General features: G+C 63.5%; 13 protein-coding genes. 1 reads left to right on the top strand and 12 read right to left on the bottom strand.

Annotation, left to right across the window (positions count from 1 at the left end):
• Positions 1 to 3: 3 nt before the first annotated feature.
• The 12 genes from M5B42_RS28215 to M5B42_RS28160 form a co-directional block, all read right to left on the bottom strand.
• Positions 4 to 1,047, bottom strand: a complete 1,044-nt coding sequence (locus tag M5B42_RS28215; RefSeq protein ID WP_248747656.1) for an autotransporter outer membrane beta-barrel domain-containing protein — start codon at positions 1,045 to 1,047, stop codon at positions 4 to 6.
• Positions 1,048 to 1,354: 307 nt separating this feature from the next.
• Entirely contained in the window at positions 1,355 to 2,107 is a 753-nt protein-coding gene (locus M5B42_RS28210) for a PIG-L family deacetylase (RefSeq protein WP_103495078.1), read from the bottom strand.
• 140 nt (positions 2,108 to 2,247) lie between these two features.
• Positions 2,248 to 4,407: a glycogen debranching protein GlgX gene (glgX, locus tag M5B42_RS28205; RefSeq protein ID WP_248747655.1), complete on the bottom strand. Its 2,160-nt coding sequence runs from the start codon at positions 4,405 to 4,407 to the stop codon at positions 2,248 to 2,250.
• A 202-nt stretch (positions 4,408 to 4,609) separates the two neighbouring features.
• On the bottom strand, positions 4,610 to 4,894 hold the full coding sequence (locus M5B42_RS28200; protein WP_177101870.1) for a DUF2934 domain-containing protein: 285 nt from the start codon (positions 4,892 to 4,894) through the stop codon (positions 4,610 to 4,612).
• A gap of 16 nt (positions 4,895 to 4,910) precedes the next feature.
• Entirely contained in the window at positions 4,911 to 7,652 is a 2,742-nt protein-coding gene (locus M5B42_RS28195; protein ID WP_248747654.1) for a malto-oligosyltrehalose synthase, read from the bottom strand.
• Positions 7,649 to 9,730 (bottom strand): 4-alpha-glucanotransferase, encoded by a 2,082-nt coding sequence (malQ, locus tag M5B42_RS28190; protein WP_248747653.1) that lies wholly within the window; start codon positions 9,728 to 9,730, stop codon positions 7,649 to 7,651. The genes M5B42_RS28195 and malQ overlap by 4 nt, the downstream gene beginning before the upstream one ends.
• Positions 9,727 to 11,535, bottom strand: a complete 1,809-nt coding sequence (gene treZ, locus M5B42_RS28185; protein ID WP_248747652.1) for a malto-oligosyltrehalose trehalohydrolase — start codon at positions 11,533 to 11,535, stop codon at positions 9,727 to 9,729. Before treZ ends, malQ begins: the two co-directional genes overlap by 4 nt.
• 14 nt (positions 11,536 to 11,549) lie before the next feature.
• Positions 11,550 to 13,115 carry a glycogen synthase GlgA gene (gene glgA / locus M5B42_RS28180; protein ID WP_103494746.1) on the bottom strand — a complete coding sequence of 522 codons (1,566 nt, stop codon included), beginning with the start codon at positions 13,113 to 13,115 and terminating at the stop codon, positions 11,550 to 11,552.
• 462 nt (positions 13,116 to 13,577) lie between these two features.
• Positions 13,578 to 14,531 (bottom strand): D-2-hydroxyacid dehydrogenase family protein, encoded by a 954-nt coding sequence (locus M5B42_RS28175; protein WP_248747651.1) that lies wholly within the window; start codon positions 14,529 to 14,531, stop codon positions 13,578 to 13,580.
• 14 nt (positions 14,532 to 14,545) lie between these two features.
• Positions 14,546 to 15,565, bottom strand: a complete 1,020-nt coding sequence (locus M5B42_RS28170) for an alpha/beta hydrolase (RefSeq protein WP_248747650.1) — start codon at positions 15,563 to 15,565, stop codon at positions 14,546 to 14,548.
• 199 nt (positions 15,566 to 15,764) lie between these two features.
• Positions 15,765 to 16,229 carry an SRPBCC family protein gene (locus M5B42_RS28165; RefSeq protein WP_152741359.1) on the bottom strand — a complete coding sequence of 155 codons (465 nt, stop codon included), beginning with the start codon at positions 16,227 to 16,229 and terminating at the stop codon, positions 15,765 to 15,767.
• A 138-nt stretch (positions 16,230 to 16,367) separates the two neighbouring features.
• Complete coding sequence (locus M5B42_RS28160) at positions 16,368 to 18,362, bottom strand: methyl-accepting chemotaxis protein (protein WP_177101886.1); 1,995 nt, start codon at positions 18,360 to 18,362, stop codon at positions 16,368 to 16,370.
• Positions 18,363 to 18,830: 468 nt separating this feature from the next.
• Here M5B42_RS28160 and M5B42_RS28155 point away from each other — a divergent pair.
• Positions 18,831 to 19,232 (top strand): filamentous hemagglutinin N-terminal domain-containing protein (locus M5B42_RS28155; RefSeq protein ID WP_248747649.1); only part of this gene is annotated, 402 nt, incomplete at its 3' end.

Below are 19,232 nucleotides of genomic sequence, written 5' to 3'. Positions count from 1 at the left end.
CGCCTACCAGCGCATTCGCACCCCGACGTTGCCGATGATGCCGTTCAAACCGGTGTCATCGGAGGTGCCGCTGTAGTCCGCGCTGACATACAGGCTGACCGTCGGCGACACCTTGGCCACCAGGCCCAGTCCCAGTTCCACGGTGGAGCTGTTGCGACTCATGGCGATCTTGTCGACCGGCTCCAGGCTCACCGGGCTGCCGCTGCCGAACGTATGCCAGAAGTTGGTGCGCAGGTAGGGTTCCAGCGGCAGGCCGTTCACTTCATAGCTGCCATTGAGACGGGCGCCGATCCGACCGCTCCAGAGCGAAGGGTCGGAGGTAGTCGCCTGTCCGAGCATGTCCACGCTACCTTGCTGGTTGACCACCTGGGCCTGGGGTTCGATGATCCAGTGCTGGCCCAGTCCGATCGGGAACCCGCCCTCCAGCGAAAACGTCATTTGCCGCGATGCCTGGCCTTGCAAGGTGCCCTGGTCGGAGCGGGTATAAACCGTGGTCTGATTGTTCATGGCCGTCAGGTTGACGTGCCAGCCCTGTTGTCCGGTCAGGCTCCAGAAGGCCCCGAGATTGTTCCCTTGGGGGCTCAGGCCATCCATGCGCGGATCACGAGGTGCCGTGACAAAAGCGTCAACCCGATCCAGTGGGCCGCTGTTCCCGGTAAAGACCCCGGCCGTCAGTGTCTGGCCGTCGCTGTGATTGCTGTAGAGGCCGGGAACAATCAGCAGGTCGCCAAAAGCGCCGGAAAACAGTGGATCGAGGTTACCTATCTCACCCTGGCCCAGGGTACGGTCGAGGAAGTGAACCGTCGGATCGGGATCACCGATGTTCGGGACGATGCCGGCGAACCGCCAACCCGGTAATGGGCCGCTGTTGCTCAGTATGGGTAATTGGCCCAGTGGCAAGGGCAAGGGTGTGTCGCCCTGGTATGAAGGTTGGAAGTCCTCTTCGAAAGGCGCCGCTTGCAGCTCCAGGGCGGAGCACAGCAAAAGGGCGGTCGAAACCGTATAAACCGTCATCCTCGGGTTGGGGTGGGCCATGAACGTTTTCATCGGGTGTTCCTTGCTGTCGCATAAATACCTGCATTAGCGTCTCTCCTGCCCCCGAACGAGGGACGGCCGAAATCATCGAGGCAAACCCTCGGCGACCCGCTTTGGCGGGGGGCCGAAGGCTTGCCCCTTGGGTTTTAAAACCGGGGGTAGTCACTTGTAGCTAAGGAGAGGTGCAGGTCGACGTCAAGAAAGTAGCGAATAAATAGATTGGTTTGATCAGGTTTTTCAAGTCATTGATCAATCGGCTATTTAGTCTATTCAGGCTGGATCTGAGCAAGCCCCGGAAGAGGCGCTTTTCCCGTGTTTCTCAGATAAACACTATCTCGAACGGTTGCCGTGCCCGTTCGAGCAGGGCCGGTACCAGGACCGGTGGCAGCCCCAGTTCCGGATCGCCTTGCAGGTGGCTGTGGTAGGCGTGCGCGGCATGCAGCTTGCGGGCGATGCCCCAGGTGTCGAGGCGAATCTTGCGCGCCCGATGCCAGGGGAGCAGGCCTTCGTCGCGCAAGGGCCGGAACCAGGCATGCACGGGTATCTCCAACAGTGTGGCGCCGCTGGCGGCGCAGGCCTGGGCGGCGGCCCGGCCAACGCTGTCATGATCGGCAATACCGTCTTCGCGCCAGGTGGTCAGCACCACATCGCCCGAGCGCAGGTAGCGCCGCAGGAATTGACTCAGCGGCTGTTCCTGTTGCTCCAGTGCGCCATGGCGAAAGCCGCCGCGAATCCATTTCAGCCGGTGCAGTTCCAGGCCCAGGCGGCGCAGGGCTTCGGCACTTTCCTGGGGACAGACCACGCTCAGGCGGCTCGAAGGCCACAGGGTGGAACCAGGGTAGAGGGCGCTGCCATCGGTAATCGAGATCAACAGCAGCGGATGTTCGAGGGTAGCGAGCAGCTGCAGCAGGCCGCCGCAACAATGCACTTCGTCACCGGGATGAGGGGCGATCACGACCACCCGGGCACCGGGCCGGATCAGGCGGTGCAGGCCAATGGTCGGGACACGGGCCAACTGCCGCGAGTTCCAGATCAGCGGGGCAACTTCGTTGCGTGCAGCTTGGATTCTCATGATATTTGTCACTTCCTTGTGTGGACTTGCACGCATCCTCCATCAGCCCTGATGCGTTCGGTGTCGCCTGGCGACCCGGTAATGCGTGGGTGAGTATCGCCGATACAGACCGGAATGCGACTTTTATTGCTGAAAAAACGTCAGTTTTCTTCGTCACGTTGTAACTCGAACATCACCAGCGAACGCCCGGTGAGGGTGTATTCGCTGTTGAAGGCGAAACGCTCCTGACCCTTGACCTGCGGGTCGTTGGTGTCGATTACGCACGTCCAGTCCAGACCTTGCGGCACTTCCGGCAGGCGGAAATTGACGCCGTCGTGGTGGGCATTGACGGCAATCAGCAAGGTCGCATCGGCACCGGTACGGGAAACGCCGGAAACCTGGGCGCGGCCGTCGAGCAATATGCCCAGGCTGCGGCCGTTGCCGTCGTGCCAGTGCTCGGTGGTCATTTCCTGGCCGTCCGGCGTCAGCCAGGTGACGTCCTTGATCCCCAGTTGTTCGTTGTAGTCGCCGACCAGGAAGCGTCCGCGGCGCAGGATGGGATAGGCCAGGCGCAGCTTGACCAGGCGCTTGACGAACTTGAGCAGCGACTTGCCGTCGTCGTCCAGGGTCCAGTTGACCCAGCCGATTTCGCTGTCCTGGCAATAGGCGTTGTTGTTGCCGTGCTGGGTGCGGGCGAACTCGTCGCCGGCGACGATCATCGGCGTGCCCTGGGCCAGCAGCAGGGTGGCGAAGAAGTTGCGCATCTGCCGCAGGCGCAAGGCATTGATCGCCGGATCATCGGTGGGCCCTTCGACGCCGTGGTTCCAGGACAGGTTGTTGCTGGTGCCGTCCTGGTTGTTTTCGTCGTTGGCTTCGTTGTGCTTGTCGTTGTACGACACCAGGTCGTGCAAGGTGAAGCCGTCATGGGCGGTGACGAAGTTGATCGAGGTGTAGGGGCGTCGACCGCGCTGGTCGAACAGGTCGCCGGAGGCGGTCATGCGTTTGGCGAAGTCGGCGAGCTGGCCGTCGTCGCCTTTCCAGAATGCGCGCACGGTGTCGCGGAAACGGTCGTTCCACTCGGCCCAGCCCGGCGGGAAGCCGCCGACCTGATAGCCGCCGGGGCCGCAGTCCCAGGGTTCGGCAATAAGCTTGAGCTGGCTCAGCACCGGGTCCTGGCGACAGGCGACGAGGAAACTGTGGCGTTCGTTGAAACCATCGTGATAGCGCCCGAGGATGGTTGCCAGGTCGAAGCGGAAACCGTCCACGTGCATTTCCGTGGCCCAGTAGCGCAGCGAGTCGGTGACCATCTGCAACACGCAGGGATGGCTCAGGTCCAGGGTGTTGCCGGTGCCCGAGTCGTTGATGTAGAAGCGCTTGTCGTCCGGCATCAGGCGGTAGTAGGAGGCGTTGTCGATGCCGCGCATGGACAGGGTCGGACCTTGCTCGTTGCCTTCGGCGGTGTGGTTGTAGACCACGTCGAGGATCACTTCCAGGCCGGCTTCGTGCAGGTGCGCGACCATTTCCTTGAATTCGGCGATCTTGCCGCTGGCCAGGTAGCGCGGGTCGGGGGCGAAGAAGGCGATGCTGTTGTAGCCCCAGTAGTTGGTCATGCCTTTTTGCAGCAGGTGCTGGTCGTTGACGAAGGCGTGGATCGGCAGCAGCTCCACCGAGGACACCCCGAGCTTTCGGATATGCTCCAGCACCTCGTCGACCATCAGCCCGGCGAAGGTGCCGCGCACCGCCTCCGGCACCGCCGGGTGGCGCATGCTGATGCCGCGCACATGGGTTTCATAGAGCAGGGTGCGTTCCCAGGGCACATTGACCCGCTGGTCGTGGCCCCAGGTGTGGGCCGGGTCGATGACCTTGCTCTTGGGCACGAAGGGCGCGCTGTCGCGTTCGTCGAAGCTGAGGTCGGCGTCGGGGTGGCCGATGGTATAGCCGAACAGTGCCTCGGACCATTTCAACTGGCCGACCAACTGCTTGGCATAAGGGTCGATCAGCAGTTTGTTGGGGTTGAAGCGGTGGCCGTTCTGCGGGTCGTAGGGGCCGTACACCCGGTAGCCGTAGATCAGTCCGGGATGGGCGTCGGGCAGGTAGCCGTGGAAGATTTCGTCGGTGTACTCGGGCAGTTTGATGCGTTCCAGTTCGACTTCACCACTGTCGTCGAACAGACACAGTTCGACCTTGGTGGCGTTGGCGGAAAACAGTGCGAAGTTGACCCCCAGGCCATCCCAGGTGGCGCCCAGCGGGAAGGGCAGGCCCTCGCGAATTCGCGAGGGTTGGGCTTCGGGCGTGGGGTCGGGCTTTTTCGGCTTGGTCATGGGCGCTCCTGCGGGTGTGTTCGGTGGGGCGGTGTACGAACCGAAGGGTCATGCTGGCAATACGATCCAGCAAACACCACGTACCTGTAGGAGCAGGGCTTGCCCGCGAAGAGGCCCTTGAGTCTTGCGTCGAGCATCCGGACGCCTTCGCGGGCAAGCCCTGCTCCTACAGGGGGGTGGTGTCTTCAATACCGTGCATGGCTCAACTGGCTGACGGCTTGCGTGGTGCTCGTGGTTTCTTTTCGGCGGTCGGTTTGCTGGTGGCGGTCGCGGGCTTGGGCGCTGCTTTCGGGGCCGCCGCCGGCTTGCTGGCGACCTTGGGCTTGGCGGCGGGTTTGGCCGCTGTCGGCTTTTTCGGCGCCAGTGCCTCGGCTTCCGCCAGCTTGCGCGCCATCTCCCAATGCCGGGCCTCCTCACCCTCGGGGCGGCCCTCCGATTCCCAGATCTGATAAGCAAACTCACGGATACGTTTTTCGTCGGTACTCATCGCCATGCTCCTGAACTCAATTTTGGGTAAAGAGATTGACCGGGAAATCTCCGAGTGCCGCACCAACCATCAGCTCGTTATGGGGTGTGACTGCGCACATCGAGAAAAGTCCCTTTAATTTGCCGCCCGGTGCGGCGAACGGCAGTTTGACCCGCGTATCGCCCCAAACCGGTGCCGGTACCCACGGCAGTTGATCGCTGGCCAGCAGTCCGGCCGCCAGCCTGGGTACGATCACAATGGCCCGCTGCGTCGGTGTACTGCGCATAAAGGCCACTACGTATTCGGCCTGCTCGCCGAGCACGTCCAACGGCTGGTAATCGCCGCGACTGAAGACCCTCCCGTGTTCGGCCCGAACCGCCAGCGTACGGGCGATCAAGGCCTGTTTGAGCCGCCCGCTGCGCCAGTCCGTCAACAGCGCCTTGGGCGATGTCGAGTGTTGCAGCGCCTGTTGCCGGGCGGTGAAATCCACCGGCCGGCGATTGTCCGGGTCCACCAGGCTGAAGTCCCAGAACTCGTTGCCCTGGTACAGGTCCGGCACACCCGGTACGGTCATGCGCAGCAAACACTGGGCCAGACTGTTGAGCGCGCCGGCTGGTGCGATTTTTTCCAGCGTGGCGACCAGGGCCCGGCGCAGTGGCAGGCCGACGGGGCGGGTCAGCAGCGCTTCGAGAAAGTCGCGGCAGGCCTGCTCGTAGGCTTCGTTCGGTGCGCTCCAGCTGCTGTGCAGCTTGGCTTCGCGCAGCGCCTTGTTCTGCCATTGCCAGAGACGTTCGGCGTAATCCCGCAGTCCGGCCGAATTGTCGCTCGACAGCGTCAGCGGCCAACTGCCCAGCAATGCCTGATAGAGGATCAGCTCGTCCGCCGCCGACGGGGCCTGGGGATCGCTACGCAGCACTTGGGCCAACTTGCGATAGCCTTGCACCTGTTCAACGTACCACGGGCCGACTTCACTGAGCACCGCCAGGCGCGCGCGGCTGTCTTCACCGCGCTTGTGGTCATGGGTGGCGCTGGTCAACAGGTTGTCCGGGAAGTGTTTCAGGCGCGTTCGGTTGGCCGTGTGAAAGTCTTCCACGGGCGCGCTGAAGCGTTCGGTGGAGAAACCCACGTCGTTGCGCGAGAGCAGCACCGCCGAGCGATAGAACGCAGTGTCTTCCACGGCCTTGGCCGCCGTCGGCGAGGTCAGTTGCTGGAAGCGTACGCAGGCATGCTTGAGCAATTTGCGCTGACGGCCCGGTGGGCGCTGGCGCCAGGGTTGTCCGCCGAGCCACTCTTGCAGGTAGTCGAGCACCGGCCAGTCGGCCTCGCCGAGGGTGGTGCGGGCTCCGGCCAGGGCTTGCTGGAAAAACACCTCGTCCTCGGCCGGGCGACCCTGGGCATTGATATAGGTGCGGTACACCGGGTAGTGCACGATCAGTGCCTGCAAGGCCCGGCGAATCGCGCCGAGGGTCAGGTCGCGGCTCATCAGGTCGTCCCGGGCCACTTGCAGCAGGGCCTGGGCCACGCTTTCGAAATCCCCGGCCAGAGAGCCTGCGAGGATCTGCTGACGGGCCAGCTTGGCCTCCTCGGCAAACTCGCCGGGGCGTTCGCTGAGGCGACTCCAGAGTTCGGGCAAGCGTTGTTCGCCACGGCGATCGTGTTGCAGCAGCGACAACTGGTCCATGAATTCGTAACCGGTGGTGCCGTCCACCTGCCAGTCGCGGTGCAGGCTTTCGCCCTGGCCGAGGATTTTCTCCACATAGATTGGCAGGTGTTCCCCGGGGACCAGACGGTCGACCCGTCGGCGCAGCTTGCGGCAATAACCGCGCGGATCGGCGAGCCCGTCGATATGGTCGATGCGCAGGCCGTCCACCAGGCCGTCCTCGATCAGCTGGAAGATTTTCTGGTGGGTGGCCTCGAACACCGCCGGGCGCTCGACCCGCAGGCCGCCCAGTTCGTTGACATCGAAGAAGCGCCGCCAATTGATATCGTCGGCGGCGGTGCGCCAACTGGCGAGGCGATAGTGCTGGCGCTCCAGCAGCCGGTGCAGGCGCTGGAAACCTTCGGGTTGGCGTGAATCATAGCGGGCGAGGTTCTGCTCGATGGCGTCATGCAGGTCGCGGCGTTGCGCCAGTTCGGCGCGCAGGAGCTGCGCCTGGGCATAGGCGTCGGGCAGGTTGTTCAGGGCCTTGAAGTGCCCGGCCAGGGTTTCCAGTTCGGGCAGGTTGGCCAGTATCTGCGCGTAGTCCCGGGGACAGATGGGAAAACGATGCTGGTAATGCTCGATATGAAAGCCGCCGTGCTCGGCATCGAAGCACAGCGGGATGCTGCCTTCCTGCAAGGCCACGCCGTAGTCGCTGCCGAGGAACGGCATGAGCAATTGCCCTTCGAGCAACGGATCGGGCGAGTGCCACTGGATATCGAAGAACTCGCTGTAGGGGCTCAGCCGGCCCCATTCCAGCAGGTCCAGCCACCAGGGATTGTCCGCGCCACCGACGGCCATATGGTTGGAGACAATATCGAGGATCAGGCCCATATCGTGCTGGCGCAGGGCCTGTACCAGGCGCCGCAACGCCGCTTCGCCGCCTAACTGCGGGTTGACCCGGGTCGGGTCGACCACGTCGTAGCCGTGCAGGGAGTCGTCGCGCGCGGTGAGCAGCGGCGAGGCATAGACATGGCTGATGCCCAGTCGGGCGAAGTAGGGCACCAGCGCTACGGCGGCATCCAGGCTGAAGCCTTTGTGAAACTGCAGACGTACCGTTGCACGCAAGGCTGGCTTCATCGATCACGCTCGGCGGCCTGGAGACGGGCGCAGGCCAGCAGTTCGAGACGTCGGGCAGCATCCACATCATCGAGCAACTGGCCGCTGTCGCCCGGCAGGCGCCGACGCCAGTTGGGGTGGCTGTCGAGGGTGCCGGGCAGGTTGGCCTGTTCCTCGACACCCAGGGCGTCCTCCAGCGGCAGCAGCACCAGGGGCGCGCGGGTATGGCCGAGGAAACGCACGCTGGCGTCGAGGACCTGGTCGGTCTCGTGGGATTCGTCGCGGAAATTCTGCGGGTCGTTGCTCAAGGCGCGACGCAACCCCTCGCGTTCGCGTGCGCGGGTTTCGCGCCAGTGATCGGCGGTGGCATCATCGATCAGCCCGAGCTGGATATTCCAGTCGATATCCCGGGCATGCCACCAGCCGTTGAGGGTCGGCAGGTCATGGGTGCTGGTGATGGCCAGGGCGTCGTCCGGCCAGTCGAGTATGGGGCGGAAACGATGGTCGTAGTCCTGTTCGAACAGCAGCACGCGCATGCCGAGGATGGCCCGGGCACCGAGTTTTTCCCGCAGGCCCTCGGGCACCGTGCCGAGGTCTTCGCCAAGCACCACCGCCTGGTGGCGCGCGGACTCCAGGGTCAGCAGGCGCAGCAGGTCGTCCACCGGGTAATACAGGTAGGCACCGTCGCTCGGTGGTGAACCGAGGGGGATCACCCAGAGCCGTTGCAGGCCCATCACATGGTCGATGCGCAGGCCGCCGGCATGGGCGAAGTTGGCCCGCAGCATTTCGATAAAGGCGCGGAAACCATGGCGCTTCAAGCCCTCCGGGGCGAAAGCCGAGATGCCCCAGCTTTGCCCGGCGCGGTTGAGGATATCCGGCGGCGCGCCGACGGTGAGTTCGGCGAGTAGTTCGTCCTGCCGGCTCCAGGCCTGGCTACCACCGCCGTCGGCACCGACGGCGAGGTCGGCGATCAGGCCGATGCCCATGCCGCTGTTCCGGGCGGCGTTTTGCGCGCGCTCAAGGTTGCGAGCGATCAGCCATTGGCTGAAGGCGTAGAAGCCGATCTCCACGGCCTGTTCCTCGGCGAAGGTGGCGAGGGCCGGGTTATCGGGATGGTGCCAGGCCGCGGGCCAGTGTCGCCAGTCGGTGCTTTCGCCGCGGGCGGTGCAGGCCGCTTGCAGGGCTTCGAAGCGACAGTGATTTTCCAGGGCCTCGCCGCCGACCTGGCGAAAGTGCGCGAAGTCCGTGGCGAGCGGGTGGGTGCCGAGGCGAAAGTCGTCGTATAGCGCGCGTAACAGGCGTTGCTTGGCGCGGGCAGCACGGGGCCAGTCGATCAGCGGTAGCGCTTCCAGTTGCCGCAGTTCATCGGCCAGTCCCGTGGTGTCGATGGCCTGGCGCAGGGCCTGTTCGCCAAGAATCGCTTCCGGCGCCGCATAAAGACTGTTGAGAAACAGCCGGCTGGACGGTGAATAGGGGCTGTAGCGTTGCGGGTCGCAGCTGAACATGGCGTGCATCGGGCTGATTGCCAGGGCGTCGGCGCCGCGTTCGCCGGCGGCGCGGACCAGGCTCTCCAGGGCCAGGGTGTCGCCGAAACCGCCGTCGCCGACGCGTTGCAGGGCATACAGCTGGACCGTCAGGCCCCAGGCGCGGGGTGTCGCGCTATCGGTGGCCGCCGCCACGCTGTGGCATTGGGCCGGGGCCACGGCGAGGGTGAAGTGCTGGCCGGCGATATGCACTGTCTGGTAGCCCACCGGGATCTTGCCCGGCAGCACCGCGTCCTGGTCCAGGTGCAAGTGCAGGACCGTGCCGTTTTCCAGATGTACTTCGCAAGCGGTGTCGGCGGCGAAGTAGTGGGCCAGGTCCAGGCTCTTGCCGACGTCCGCGGTCAGCAGCGGCGGCAGGTATTTGTGTTGCTGGACGAGTTGCAGTTCCAGCAGGCTGTTCTCGATGGCTTGTTCTGTGTCGGCGGGATGGCCAAGCCCGGCCAGGACTTTGCGCAAGACCTCGGGCCGGACTTTCTGTGGTCGGCCATTGGCGTCGATCCAATCGACGGCAAGGCCGGCCCGGCTGGCGAGTATTTCCAGTTGCGCGTCGTTCATGGGTGCTCTCCGGTGGGTGACTGCAGGACGTCCCCGGGGGTCAGGGTAACCAGCGCGCAGTAGGGGGCCAGATGACCTTCATCCAATTGGCGACTGGCGCCGGCGGTGCTTTCGAACACTAAACGGGCTTGGCTGGGTGGGTGATGGCCGACGGACTCGGCACTGAGGTTGAGGTCGATGCGCAGCAGGCTGCCGTCACCCATCCGCCAGCGCGCGCTGAGGGCACCGTCGGCCAGGACATCGCTGCCCAGGGCATGGGCACCGGGGAGCCGGGGGATGATTTCACGGTGGCGCAGTTCCAGTAGCTGGCGGTAGAGGCGCACGGTGGCCTGGCGGTTGAAGTCGTCGCTGGCGTCGTTCAGGTCGGGGCGCGAGTCGTTGAAGCTGACGGCGGCGTTCGGGTCGGGAATATGCGCCCGGCGCGCCGGGTCGGCAAAGGCCGGGAAATCGGAGAATTCCGCGCGCCGGCCTTCGCGCACCGCGTCGGCCAGTTCACCGTGGTGATCGGTGAAAAACAGGAAGGGTTCACGGGCAGCGGTTTCCTCACCCATGAACAGCAACGGGATCATCGGCGACAACAGCAGCAGCACCGTGGCCGCCCGCAGGGCCGGGGCCGGGCAGAGCTGGTTGAGCCGCTCGCCCAGGGCCCGGTTGCCGATCTGGTCGTGGTTCTGCAGGAACAGCACGAAGGCACTGGGTGGCAGGTGCGCGCTGGGTTCGCCACGACTATGGCCGTGGCGGTCGGGATGGCCCTGGAAGACGAAGCCCTGGCTCAGGCAGCGGGCCAGCTTGGTGGTGGTTTCCCGGGCGTAGTCGGCGTAATAGGCGTCGGTCTCGCCGGTCAGCAGGACGTGCAGGGCGTTATGGCCATCATCGTTCCACTGGGCGTCAAAGGATTCCTCCAGCAGGCTGGCCTGGTTGCGTTCGTTTTCCAGGGTCAGCCACACGTGTCGTGTCGGGTCCACCTGGCGGCGAACCGCCTGTGCCAGTTCGTGGAGCAGGGTGCTGTCGTTGATGGCGTGTACGGCATCCAGGCGCAAGCCGTCGAAACGGTACTCCAGCAGCCACATCAAGGCGTTGTCGATAAAAAAGTCGCGGACTTCGCGGCGGCGAAAATCGATCGCCGCGCCCCAGGGGGTCTGCTGGTCGTCGCGAAAGAAGTCCTTGGCGTATTGGCCGAGGTAATTGCCGTCCGGTCCGAAGTGGTTGTAGACCACGTCCAGCAGCACCATCAGGCCGTGCCCATGGGCCGTGTCGATCAGGTGCTTGAGGTCTTCGGGCGAACCATAGGTGGCATGCGGCGCATAGGGCAGCACGCCGTCGTAGCCCCAGTTGCGCTCGCCGGGGAACTGGCCCAGGGGCATCAGCTCAATGGCGGTAATCCCCAGTTCGGCCAGGCGTGCCAGTTGGCTTTCGACCTGGCGATAGCCGCCGAGGACGCCGACGTGCAGCTCGTAGATCACCGCCTCGTGCCAGGGCCGCCCCTGCCAGTCCTTGTGCTGCCAGTGGTAGGCCAGGGAATCGACCACCTGGCTCGGCCCGTGCACATCGCCGACCTGGCGCCGCGAGGCCGGGTCGGGCACCCGCCGCTCGCCGTCGATATGGAAGTGGTATTGGCTGCCGGCCGGGCAGCGGGCCTCGAGGACAAACCAGCCGTCGTGCTGCGGCAGCATGGCCAGTGAGCGGCCATCGTCCAGTTCGACGCTGACGTAATAGGCGTCCGGTGCCCACAGCGCGAAGCGGGTGTGCTCGGCGTCCAGCAGGGTCGCGCCATGAGGCCAGGTTTCCAGAGTCCGTAACGGCATCTATGAAGACCTCCTCAGTGCTGGCCCGACCTGCTCCGGGACTTGGTCACCAGGTTCTGGTACAGCTCGGCGTAGGGTTCCACCGCCTTGCACCAGTTGAACGGCGCGGCCATGGCCCGGCAGCGCATGGCGTTGAGCAATGGCGGATAGGCGAACACCTTGAACGCCCGGCGCAGCGCCTGGGCATAGCTTTCCACGGTGGACTCGTCGAACAGGAAGCCGGTGACACCGTTCTCGATGGTGTCGGCCAGCCCGCCGGTGTTACGCGCCACCGGCAGCGAGCCGAAGCGCTGGGCGTACATCTGGCTCAGGCCACAGGGTTCATAACGCGAGGGCATCAGCAGGAAATCGCTGCCGGCGAACATGCGTCGGGCATCGGTTTCGTTGAAGCCGATGCGCACCCCGATCCGGCCTGGAAAACGCAAGGCCAGTTGGCGCATGGCCTGTTCCTCTTCCGGTTCGCCCCGGCCGATGATTGCGATCTGGCCGCCTTCGGCGACGATCATTTCACTGACCGCTTCGGTCAGGTCCAGGCCTTTCTGGTAGACCAGCCGCGAGACCACGGCAAACAGCGGCCCGGTCGAGGGATCGAGGCCGAACAGATTGCGCACATGGGCGGCGTTGACCGCCTTGCCTTCCCAGTCGCCCGGACTGAAGGGGTGGACCAGATGGCTGTCGGTGGCGGCATCCCAGCTTTCGTCGATGCCGTTGGGAATGCCGCTGAGCAGGCCCTGGTGGGTCTTGCTGGCCAGGAAACCGTCCAGGCCACAGCCGAATTGCGGCGTGGTGATTTCCTGGGCGTAGGTGGCGCTCACCGTGGTGATATGACTGGAGTAGGCCATGCCGGCCTTGAGGAACGACAGCTTGCCGTAGAACTCCATGCCTTCCTGTTGCAGGGCATGGGGTGGGATCCCCAGTTCCGGGCAGCAGGCAAGGCTGACCACGCCCTGATAAGCGAGGTTGTGAATGGTGAACAGGGTCGGGGTACGTTGGCCGCGCCAGTGCATATAGGCCGGGGCCAGGCCGGCGGGCCAGTCGTGGGCGTGGACCAGGTCCGGGGTCCAGTGGATCTGTGCCAGGTTGGCGGCGATATCGGCGGCGGCCAGGCCCAGGCGGGCGAAGCGGATATGGTTGTCCGGCCAGTCGCGCCCGTTGTTGGCGCCGTAGGGCGTACCTTCCCGCTCAAACAGCTCGGGGCAGATCAGCACGTAGATCACCAGGCCGTCGGGCAGGTCCATGCGGCCGATCTTGCACGGCGGCAGTGCGGCATGGCCCCCCAGTTCGCCGATGATATGAATCGGGTTGTCGCTGTTCATCACCTGCGGATAACCGGGGATCAGTACCCGCACATCGTGCAGGTGATGCATGGCCCGCGGTAGGGCGGCGGACACGTCGCCCAAGCCGCCGGTCTTGACCAGGTCGGCGAACTCGGAGGTGACGAACAGCACCTTTTTCTTGTTGGGATTGACAGCGGGGGCCGTCAACACAGGCTTTCCTCCCGCCAAGGGGGCTGACACGGGGACCGCTTCGCTGGCCTGATTCAAATGCTCTCCCTGAGTTTCCAACGCAGCGCTGATCATGTGTCTCTCCCGTCTTATTTGATCTGGTTCTTCCTTTCTTTCATACAGCGTGCCCAAACCGCTTCCTTTGGTCGGACACACCGGTTCCGGGCGACTGGGCGAAGCAGGCACGTCGCACGGAGGCAAGAAAGAGTGGGGAAGCGCCTGCCCGCCAAACACCCGGAACAGACGCCCTACCTTTAACCTGACCGACCGCGGTTTCAGAAGTTTCGACTTTTTTTCATCAAAATGACTGAGCGGTCAGCAAGCCCGAAAGTCAGTGTAGGAGAGATGTTGCCGCCGTGGAGGGCGTTGTTTAGACGAATGTTGGGAAAGTGCGGTGCATTTGATCTATGTCACAGGCGATCCGGGAGGGCTGCCCCGGAGCGGCTGCACGCTACTGGCGCGGGGTCGAAGTTCGGGTGCTCCAGAATGGTGCGCTGGTGACTGGGCAGCAACTGCGCCACCCAGGCCGTCGCGGGTTTAACTCAGCAGGCGGATTGGTTGTCCGGCCGTCCAGGCCTTGATGTCCTCGATCATCTGGCTGTAGAACAGCCGGTAGTTGTTCTGGCTGACATAGCCGACATGGGGCGTAGCCAGGACATTGTCCAGGGTGCGGAACGGATGGTCGGCGGGCAAAGGTTCCTGTTCGAAGACGTCCAGGGCGGCACCGGCCAGCCGGCCGTGCTCAAGGGCCGCGATCAGTGCCTGTTCGTCGACGATCGGCCCGCGCGCGGTGTTGATCAGGTAGGCCGACGGTTTCATCCAGCCCAGGGCCTCGGCGTCCACCAGGCCACGGGAACGCTCGCTCAGCACCAGATGCACGGAGAGCAGGTCGGCCTGCTTGAACAGCTCGGCCTTGCTGACGTACTCCACGCCGGATTCGGCGGTGCGTTCGGCGGTGAGATTCTCGCTCCAGGCGATGACCCGCATGCCGAAGGCCTTGCCGTAGCCGGCGATGCGCTGGCCGATGCTGCCCAGGCCGAGGATGCCCAGGGTCTTGCCATACAGGTCGCCGCCCAGGCCTTGTTGCCAGTGCCCGGCGCGCAGGGAGTTGGCCTCCTTGAGCAGGTTGCGGTTGGCGGCCATGATCAGGGCCCAGGTCAGCTCCGGCGCGGCCTGCTTGTAGCTGTCGGTGCCACAGACCTGGATGCCCAGAGCGTTGGCGGCCTTGATATCGAGGGCGGCGTTGCGCATGCCGCCGGTCACCAGCAGCTTCAGGCGTGGCAGTTGGCGCAGCAGGGCCTCGTTGAACGGGCTGCGTTCGCGCATCACGCAGATCACCTCGAAACCGCCCAGGCGCTCGGCCATGGTCGCGGTATCGGCCGGGTAGTCGTGGAGAAAGCTGACCTGGCCGACGCTGCTCAAGGCACTCCAGTCCACCGCCTCGGCGGCCACGCCTTGCCAGTCATCGATTACCGCGATCTGTAGGGTCATTCACTCTTTCCTCATTATTGTTGGCTGGCCAGCCACTCGAGCAGGGCCTTGTGGAAACGCGCCGGTTCTTCCATCTGCGGGGCGTGACCCAGGCCCGGGAATTCCACCAGGGTCGAGCGCGGGATCAGTTTCGCCACCTGTTTGCCGAGTACGTCGTAGTGCCCGATCCGCGCCTTGACCTCGGGCGGCGCGATATCGCTGCCGATGGCTGTGGTGTCGGCGGTGCCGATCAGCAACAGGGTGGGCATCTTCAGGTCCTTGAACTCGTAGTAGACCGGCTGGGTGAAGATCATGTCGTAGATCAGCGCCGAGTTCCAGGCGACCGCGACGTGACCGGGGCCTTTGTTCAGGCCGGCGAGCATATCGACCCAACGGTCGAACTCGGGTTTCCAGTGTCCGGCGTAGTAGGTGTTGCGTTCGTAATTGCGGATGCCCTCGGCGTTGAGCTTCAGCTCGCGTTCGTTCCATTGGTCGACGCTGCGATAGGGGACGCCGAGGGCTTTCCAGTCTTCCAGGCCGATGGGGTTGACCAGCGCCAGGCGTTCGACCTGTTGCGGGTAGAGCAGGGCATAGCGGGTAGCGAGCATGCCGCCGGTGGAGTGACCCAGGATCAGGGCTTTCTCGATGCCGAGTTTTTCCAGCAGGGCATGGGTGTTATTGGCCAGCTGCTGGAAGCTGTACTGGTAGTTGTCAGGTTTGCTGGAGGTGCAGAAACCGATCTGGTCCGGGGCGATCACCCGGTAGCCGGCGGCACTCAGGGCCTTGATCGACGAGTCCCAGGTGGCCCCGCAGAAGTTCTTGCCGTGCATCAGCACAATGTTCTGGCCATTGGCTTTGCCGCTGGGCGGGACATCCATGTAGCCCATCTGCAGGGACTTGCCTTGGGATTGGAAGGCGAAATGCTGAACCGGGTAAGGGTATTCGAAACCTTGCAGTTCCGGGCCATAGGCCGGGCCTTCGGCGGCATGGGACAGGACAGGCAGGGACGCGGCCAGGAACAGGCCGCCGAGCATGAGCGCGCGGGCATTGGACATACAGGATCTCCATAAGAATCGGACCGATGCTGGTGATCGGCGATTAACCCTGGATTAACGTATTTACCGAAAACCACCGCAGAATCTGTAGGAGCCCGGCTTGCCGGCGATGGCATCGGTGGATGCAGTGCAAGACTTGAGGGCCTCATCGCTGGCAAGCCAGCTCCCACAAAATCGCTGTGCACAGGGTTGTGAGGTGTCAGGCGGTGGAACGCCGCGGGGTTTCCAGCAAGTGTTTGAGGTTGCCCATCGCCCGGGTCGAGAGCTCGACCATGCGCGCATGCAAACCGCTCAGGTTCAGTTCGGTGATGTATTGCAGGGTACGGGTGAACTGCGTGCCATAACCGTCACGGTGCAGGCTGTAATAAATGCAGCCATCGACCACCGGGGAGGTGAAAGCCATCTTGAACTCAACCGGAGCATCGGCGATGACCACCCGATAGTTCATCTCGATCCGTAAACCCAGCAGGTCGATGATTTCGGTGAAGCGATGATCCTTGGGCAAGGGGCCATGAATGCTGTTATCGGCGCTGACGGAGGTGGGGTGCCATTCATGCCAGTGATCGGGCTGGGTCACGTAGGCGTAGACCGTCTCGATATCGGCTTCTATATGGATTTCGTTGCTGAGCGTCTTGGCATAAGGCTGGAAAGAAGGTTGTCCCATGGCTCTGCTCCGACTGCGTTCCTTGTTAAAGGGCGGAAACAATGATGAGCATAGGTGATACAAAATATTTCGTAATGTACGAAATCAGTACAAGACCGGCGGTCGTGCCCGCCAGAGGCAGGCACGACCGGCAGGGGTTTACTTGACCTTGAAACGGCCCATCAACGCGCTGACACGGTTGTTGGCGTCCAGCAGGCTGCGGGTGTTGTCATCGGTGGCATGGCCGCTCTGGACCAGTTCTTCGACCATATGACGGATCTGCACCATGCTGCGGTTGATCTCTTCGGTCACCGAACTCTGCTGTTCGGCGGCCGTGGCGATCTGGGTGCTGAGGCTGTTGATATGGCTGACGGAGCCGGCCATCTCATCGAGCCCGGCGTTGACCCGCGCCGTGGCGTCGGCCGCGGACTGACAGCTGGCCTGGGTATTTTCCATGGCCGCTACCGACGAACTGACGCCCTGGGTCAGGCGGGTCAGCATCTCGTTGATTTCCGAGGTGCTGGCCTGGGTCCGGGCGGCAAGGGCGCGAACCTCGTCGGCCACCACCGCGAAGCCGCGACCCTGCTCGCCGGCGCGGGCGGCTTCGATGGCGGCGTTCAGGGCGAGCAGGTTGGTCTGCCCGGCAATGGCGCCGATCACCCCGAGAATCTCGGTGATGCGCTGGGCGTCCTGCTGCATGCTCTCGACCTTGTGGGTGGCGCTGGACACTTCGTCGATCAGCGCGACCACGCTGCTGGAAGCCTCGCCTACCACCACCCGCGAACGGTCGGCGTGTTCGTTGGCGCGCTGGGTGAAGGCCGCGGTTTCAGCGGCGTTTTCGGCCACGGTGTCGGCGGTGGCGCTCATCTCGGTGATGGCGGTGACCGTCTGCTCGGTTTCCGAGGCGTGACGGGTGAGGATCTGGTTGGTATGGGCCGAGGTCTGTTGCAGCTTGTCCAGGCTGGAGGCCATGTCGCCGGTGGCCTGGGTGACTTCGCCGATCATGTTCTGCAGGTAGACGATAAAGCGGTTCACCGAGTGACCGATGGCCCCCAGCTCATCCTCGGCGCGGATGGTGATGCGTCGGGTCAGGTCGGCATCGCCGGCGGACAATGCGTCGATATTGGTCTTGAGCGCGCGCATCCGGTTGATCAACTGACGGATGGCATACACCTGCAACAGTACCAGCAGCACGATCATCGGGATCTGCAGCAGGGCCAGGGTATTGAGCACGTCATCGCGCTGGGCGGTGATCAACTGGGTCGGCAGGGCGGTGGCGAGGAACCAGGGGGTGCCTTCGATGGGGCGCATGAAGAAGGTGCTGGTCACGCCGTCGTTGTTGAATTCCACGCGGTGGGACGCGGCGTCACGGTTCTGCAGGGCGCTCTTGACCTGCGCGGCGAAGGCCGAGCTGCCGGCCAGGTCGCTGATGTTCTTGAGCACCACCGGGCTGTTGATATGGGTGCTGTTGCTGATGATCTTGCCGTCGGCTTCGACAATCAGCATTTCACCGCCGATGTCTTTTTCCTTGCGCGCCACCAGGTCGTTGAAAAAGCCCAGGGTCACGTCGATGGTCGAGACGCCGTAGGGCACGCCGTCGCGCTGGATGGCCATGGCGCAGTTGGTGCGTGGCTCCTGGCTGGCGTCATCCTTGTAGGCGGCCGCCCAGGCGCATTGGCCTCGCGGGGTGGCCATGCCGCCCTTGTACCAGGGCTGCTCGTAATAGTTGGGCGCTTCGGCGCTGTTCCAGAAGGTATTGACCTTCAACTGGCCGTTGGCATCGCGGTGCCAGAAGGTGCTGTGCTTGTTCCGCCCCGGCGTGCGCTGGCCGGGCAGGGGCCAGATGCCGCCGCCGAAGACCTTCAGTTCACCGTACTGATCCACCAGGCCAGGCAGGACCTTGTCGATGGTGTCGCTGTCGAGCAGGGGAATGGTCTGGGTGATGCTGCGCTGTTGGGCCTGGACCTTGTTCAACTCGTTCTTGATCTGCTCGGCCACTTCGGCCACGCGGTTGAGTACGACCTGTTCCTCGGTCTTGCGCAACGTGGGCGCGACCAACTGGCTGATTCCGACCACGGTCAGGACGAACAGCAGCAGGACGAACAGGACCAGAAACAGCGTGTAGCGGGCTTGGATCGTGCGGAACATAGGCATGGGACCTGTCCTTGCAAAGCGGCTTTTATTATTCGGTCACCTGATCGAGTCAGGGCTTCGTTCGGTTATCGGCTTGGGTTGAGCGAGCTTTAGGTACGATCGTACAAGAAGGCGCTAAAAATTCCGGTGTAACGGATGGAGGGGGACATTCCCCCTTCAGAAGCTATGTATCTACATTGAAATAAATTGGTACATTTCATTGACGCCATTAAATGGCCACCCTATGATCGCGCCCGTTGATGGCACAAGGCCATCCAAAAGGATTTGCGATATGGAGGCAGGCACGGCGCCGTTTCTCCATCAAGACCATCGACCTGCAAGGTGCTGACTCGCATTTGCGAGCGCCTGCTCAAGCCCCGTATCGATCCATGCCCTGACCTGGTGCTGCTCAATGAGCGGTTCGCTCGGGCGTGAGGTGCCGTGCTTTTTTAACTCAATTCATTGCCTTCGTTGCATCGAGATCCCGACATGGATGTTCGTCAGTTTGCCTTCCTCGTGGGCCAGCCTTCTGCTGCCCTGAAAAACCGTGAGCACTTTTGGGGACTGCCCAAGCGCGGGCTGGCGTTCATTCTGGCGAACGCGATGTTCTGGCAGCCGTTGCTGGTTCAGGCGGACGGGATTGTGGTCAATGCGCCGGGTACGATGCTCGGGCAGGCGGGCAATGGCGTACCCATCGTCAATATTGCCGCGCCGAATGCCCAGGGGCTGTCGCATAACCAGTTCACCGATTACAACGTCGGGACCAACGGGGTCATTCTCAACAACGCCACCGCGCGGACCCAGTCGACGCAACTGGGCGGGATTATTCTGGGTAACCAGAACCTCAACGGCACGGCGGCCAATATCATTCTCAACGAGGTGAATGGCGCC

Origin of the sequence: Pseudomonas sp. MWU12-2037 (genome assembly GCF_023242345.1) — a bacterium.
GTDB lineage: Bacteria > Pseudomonadota > Gammaproteobacteria > Pseudomonadales > Pseudomonadaceae > Aquipseudomonas > Aquipseudomonas gingeri_D.
The sequence above is the reverse complement of the archived record's forward strand: the minus strand, read 5'-3'. Positions and strand labels throughout refer to the sequence as shown.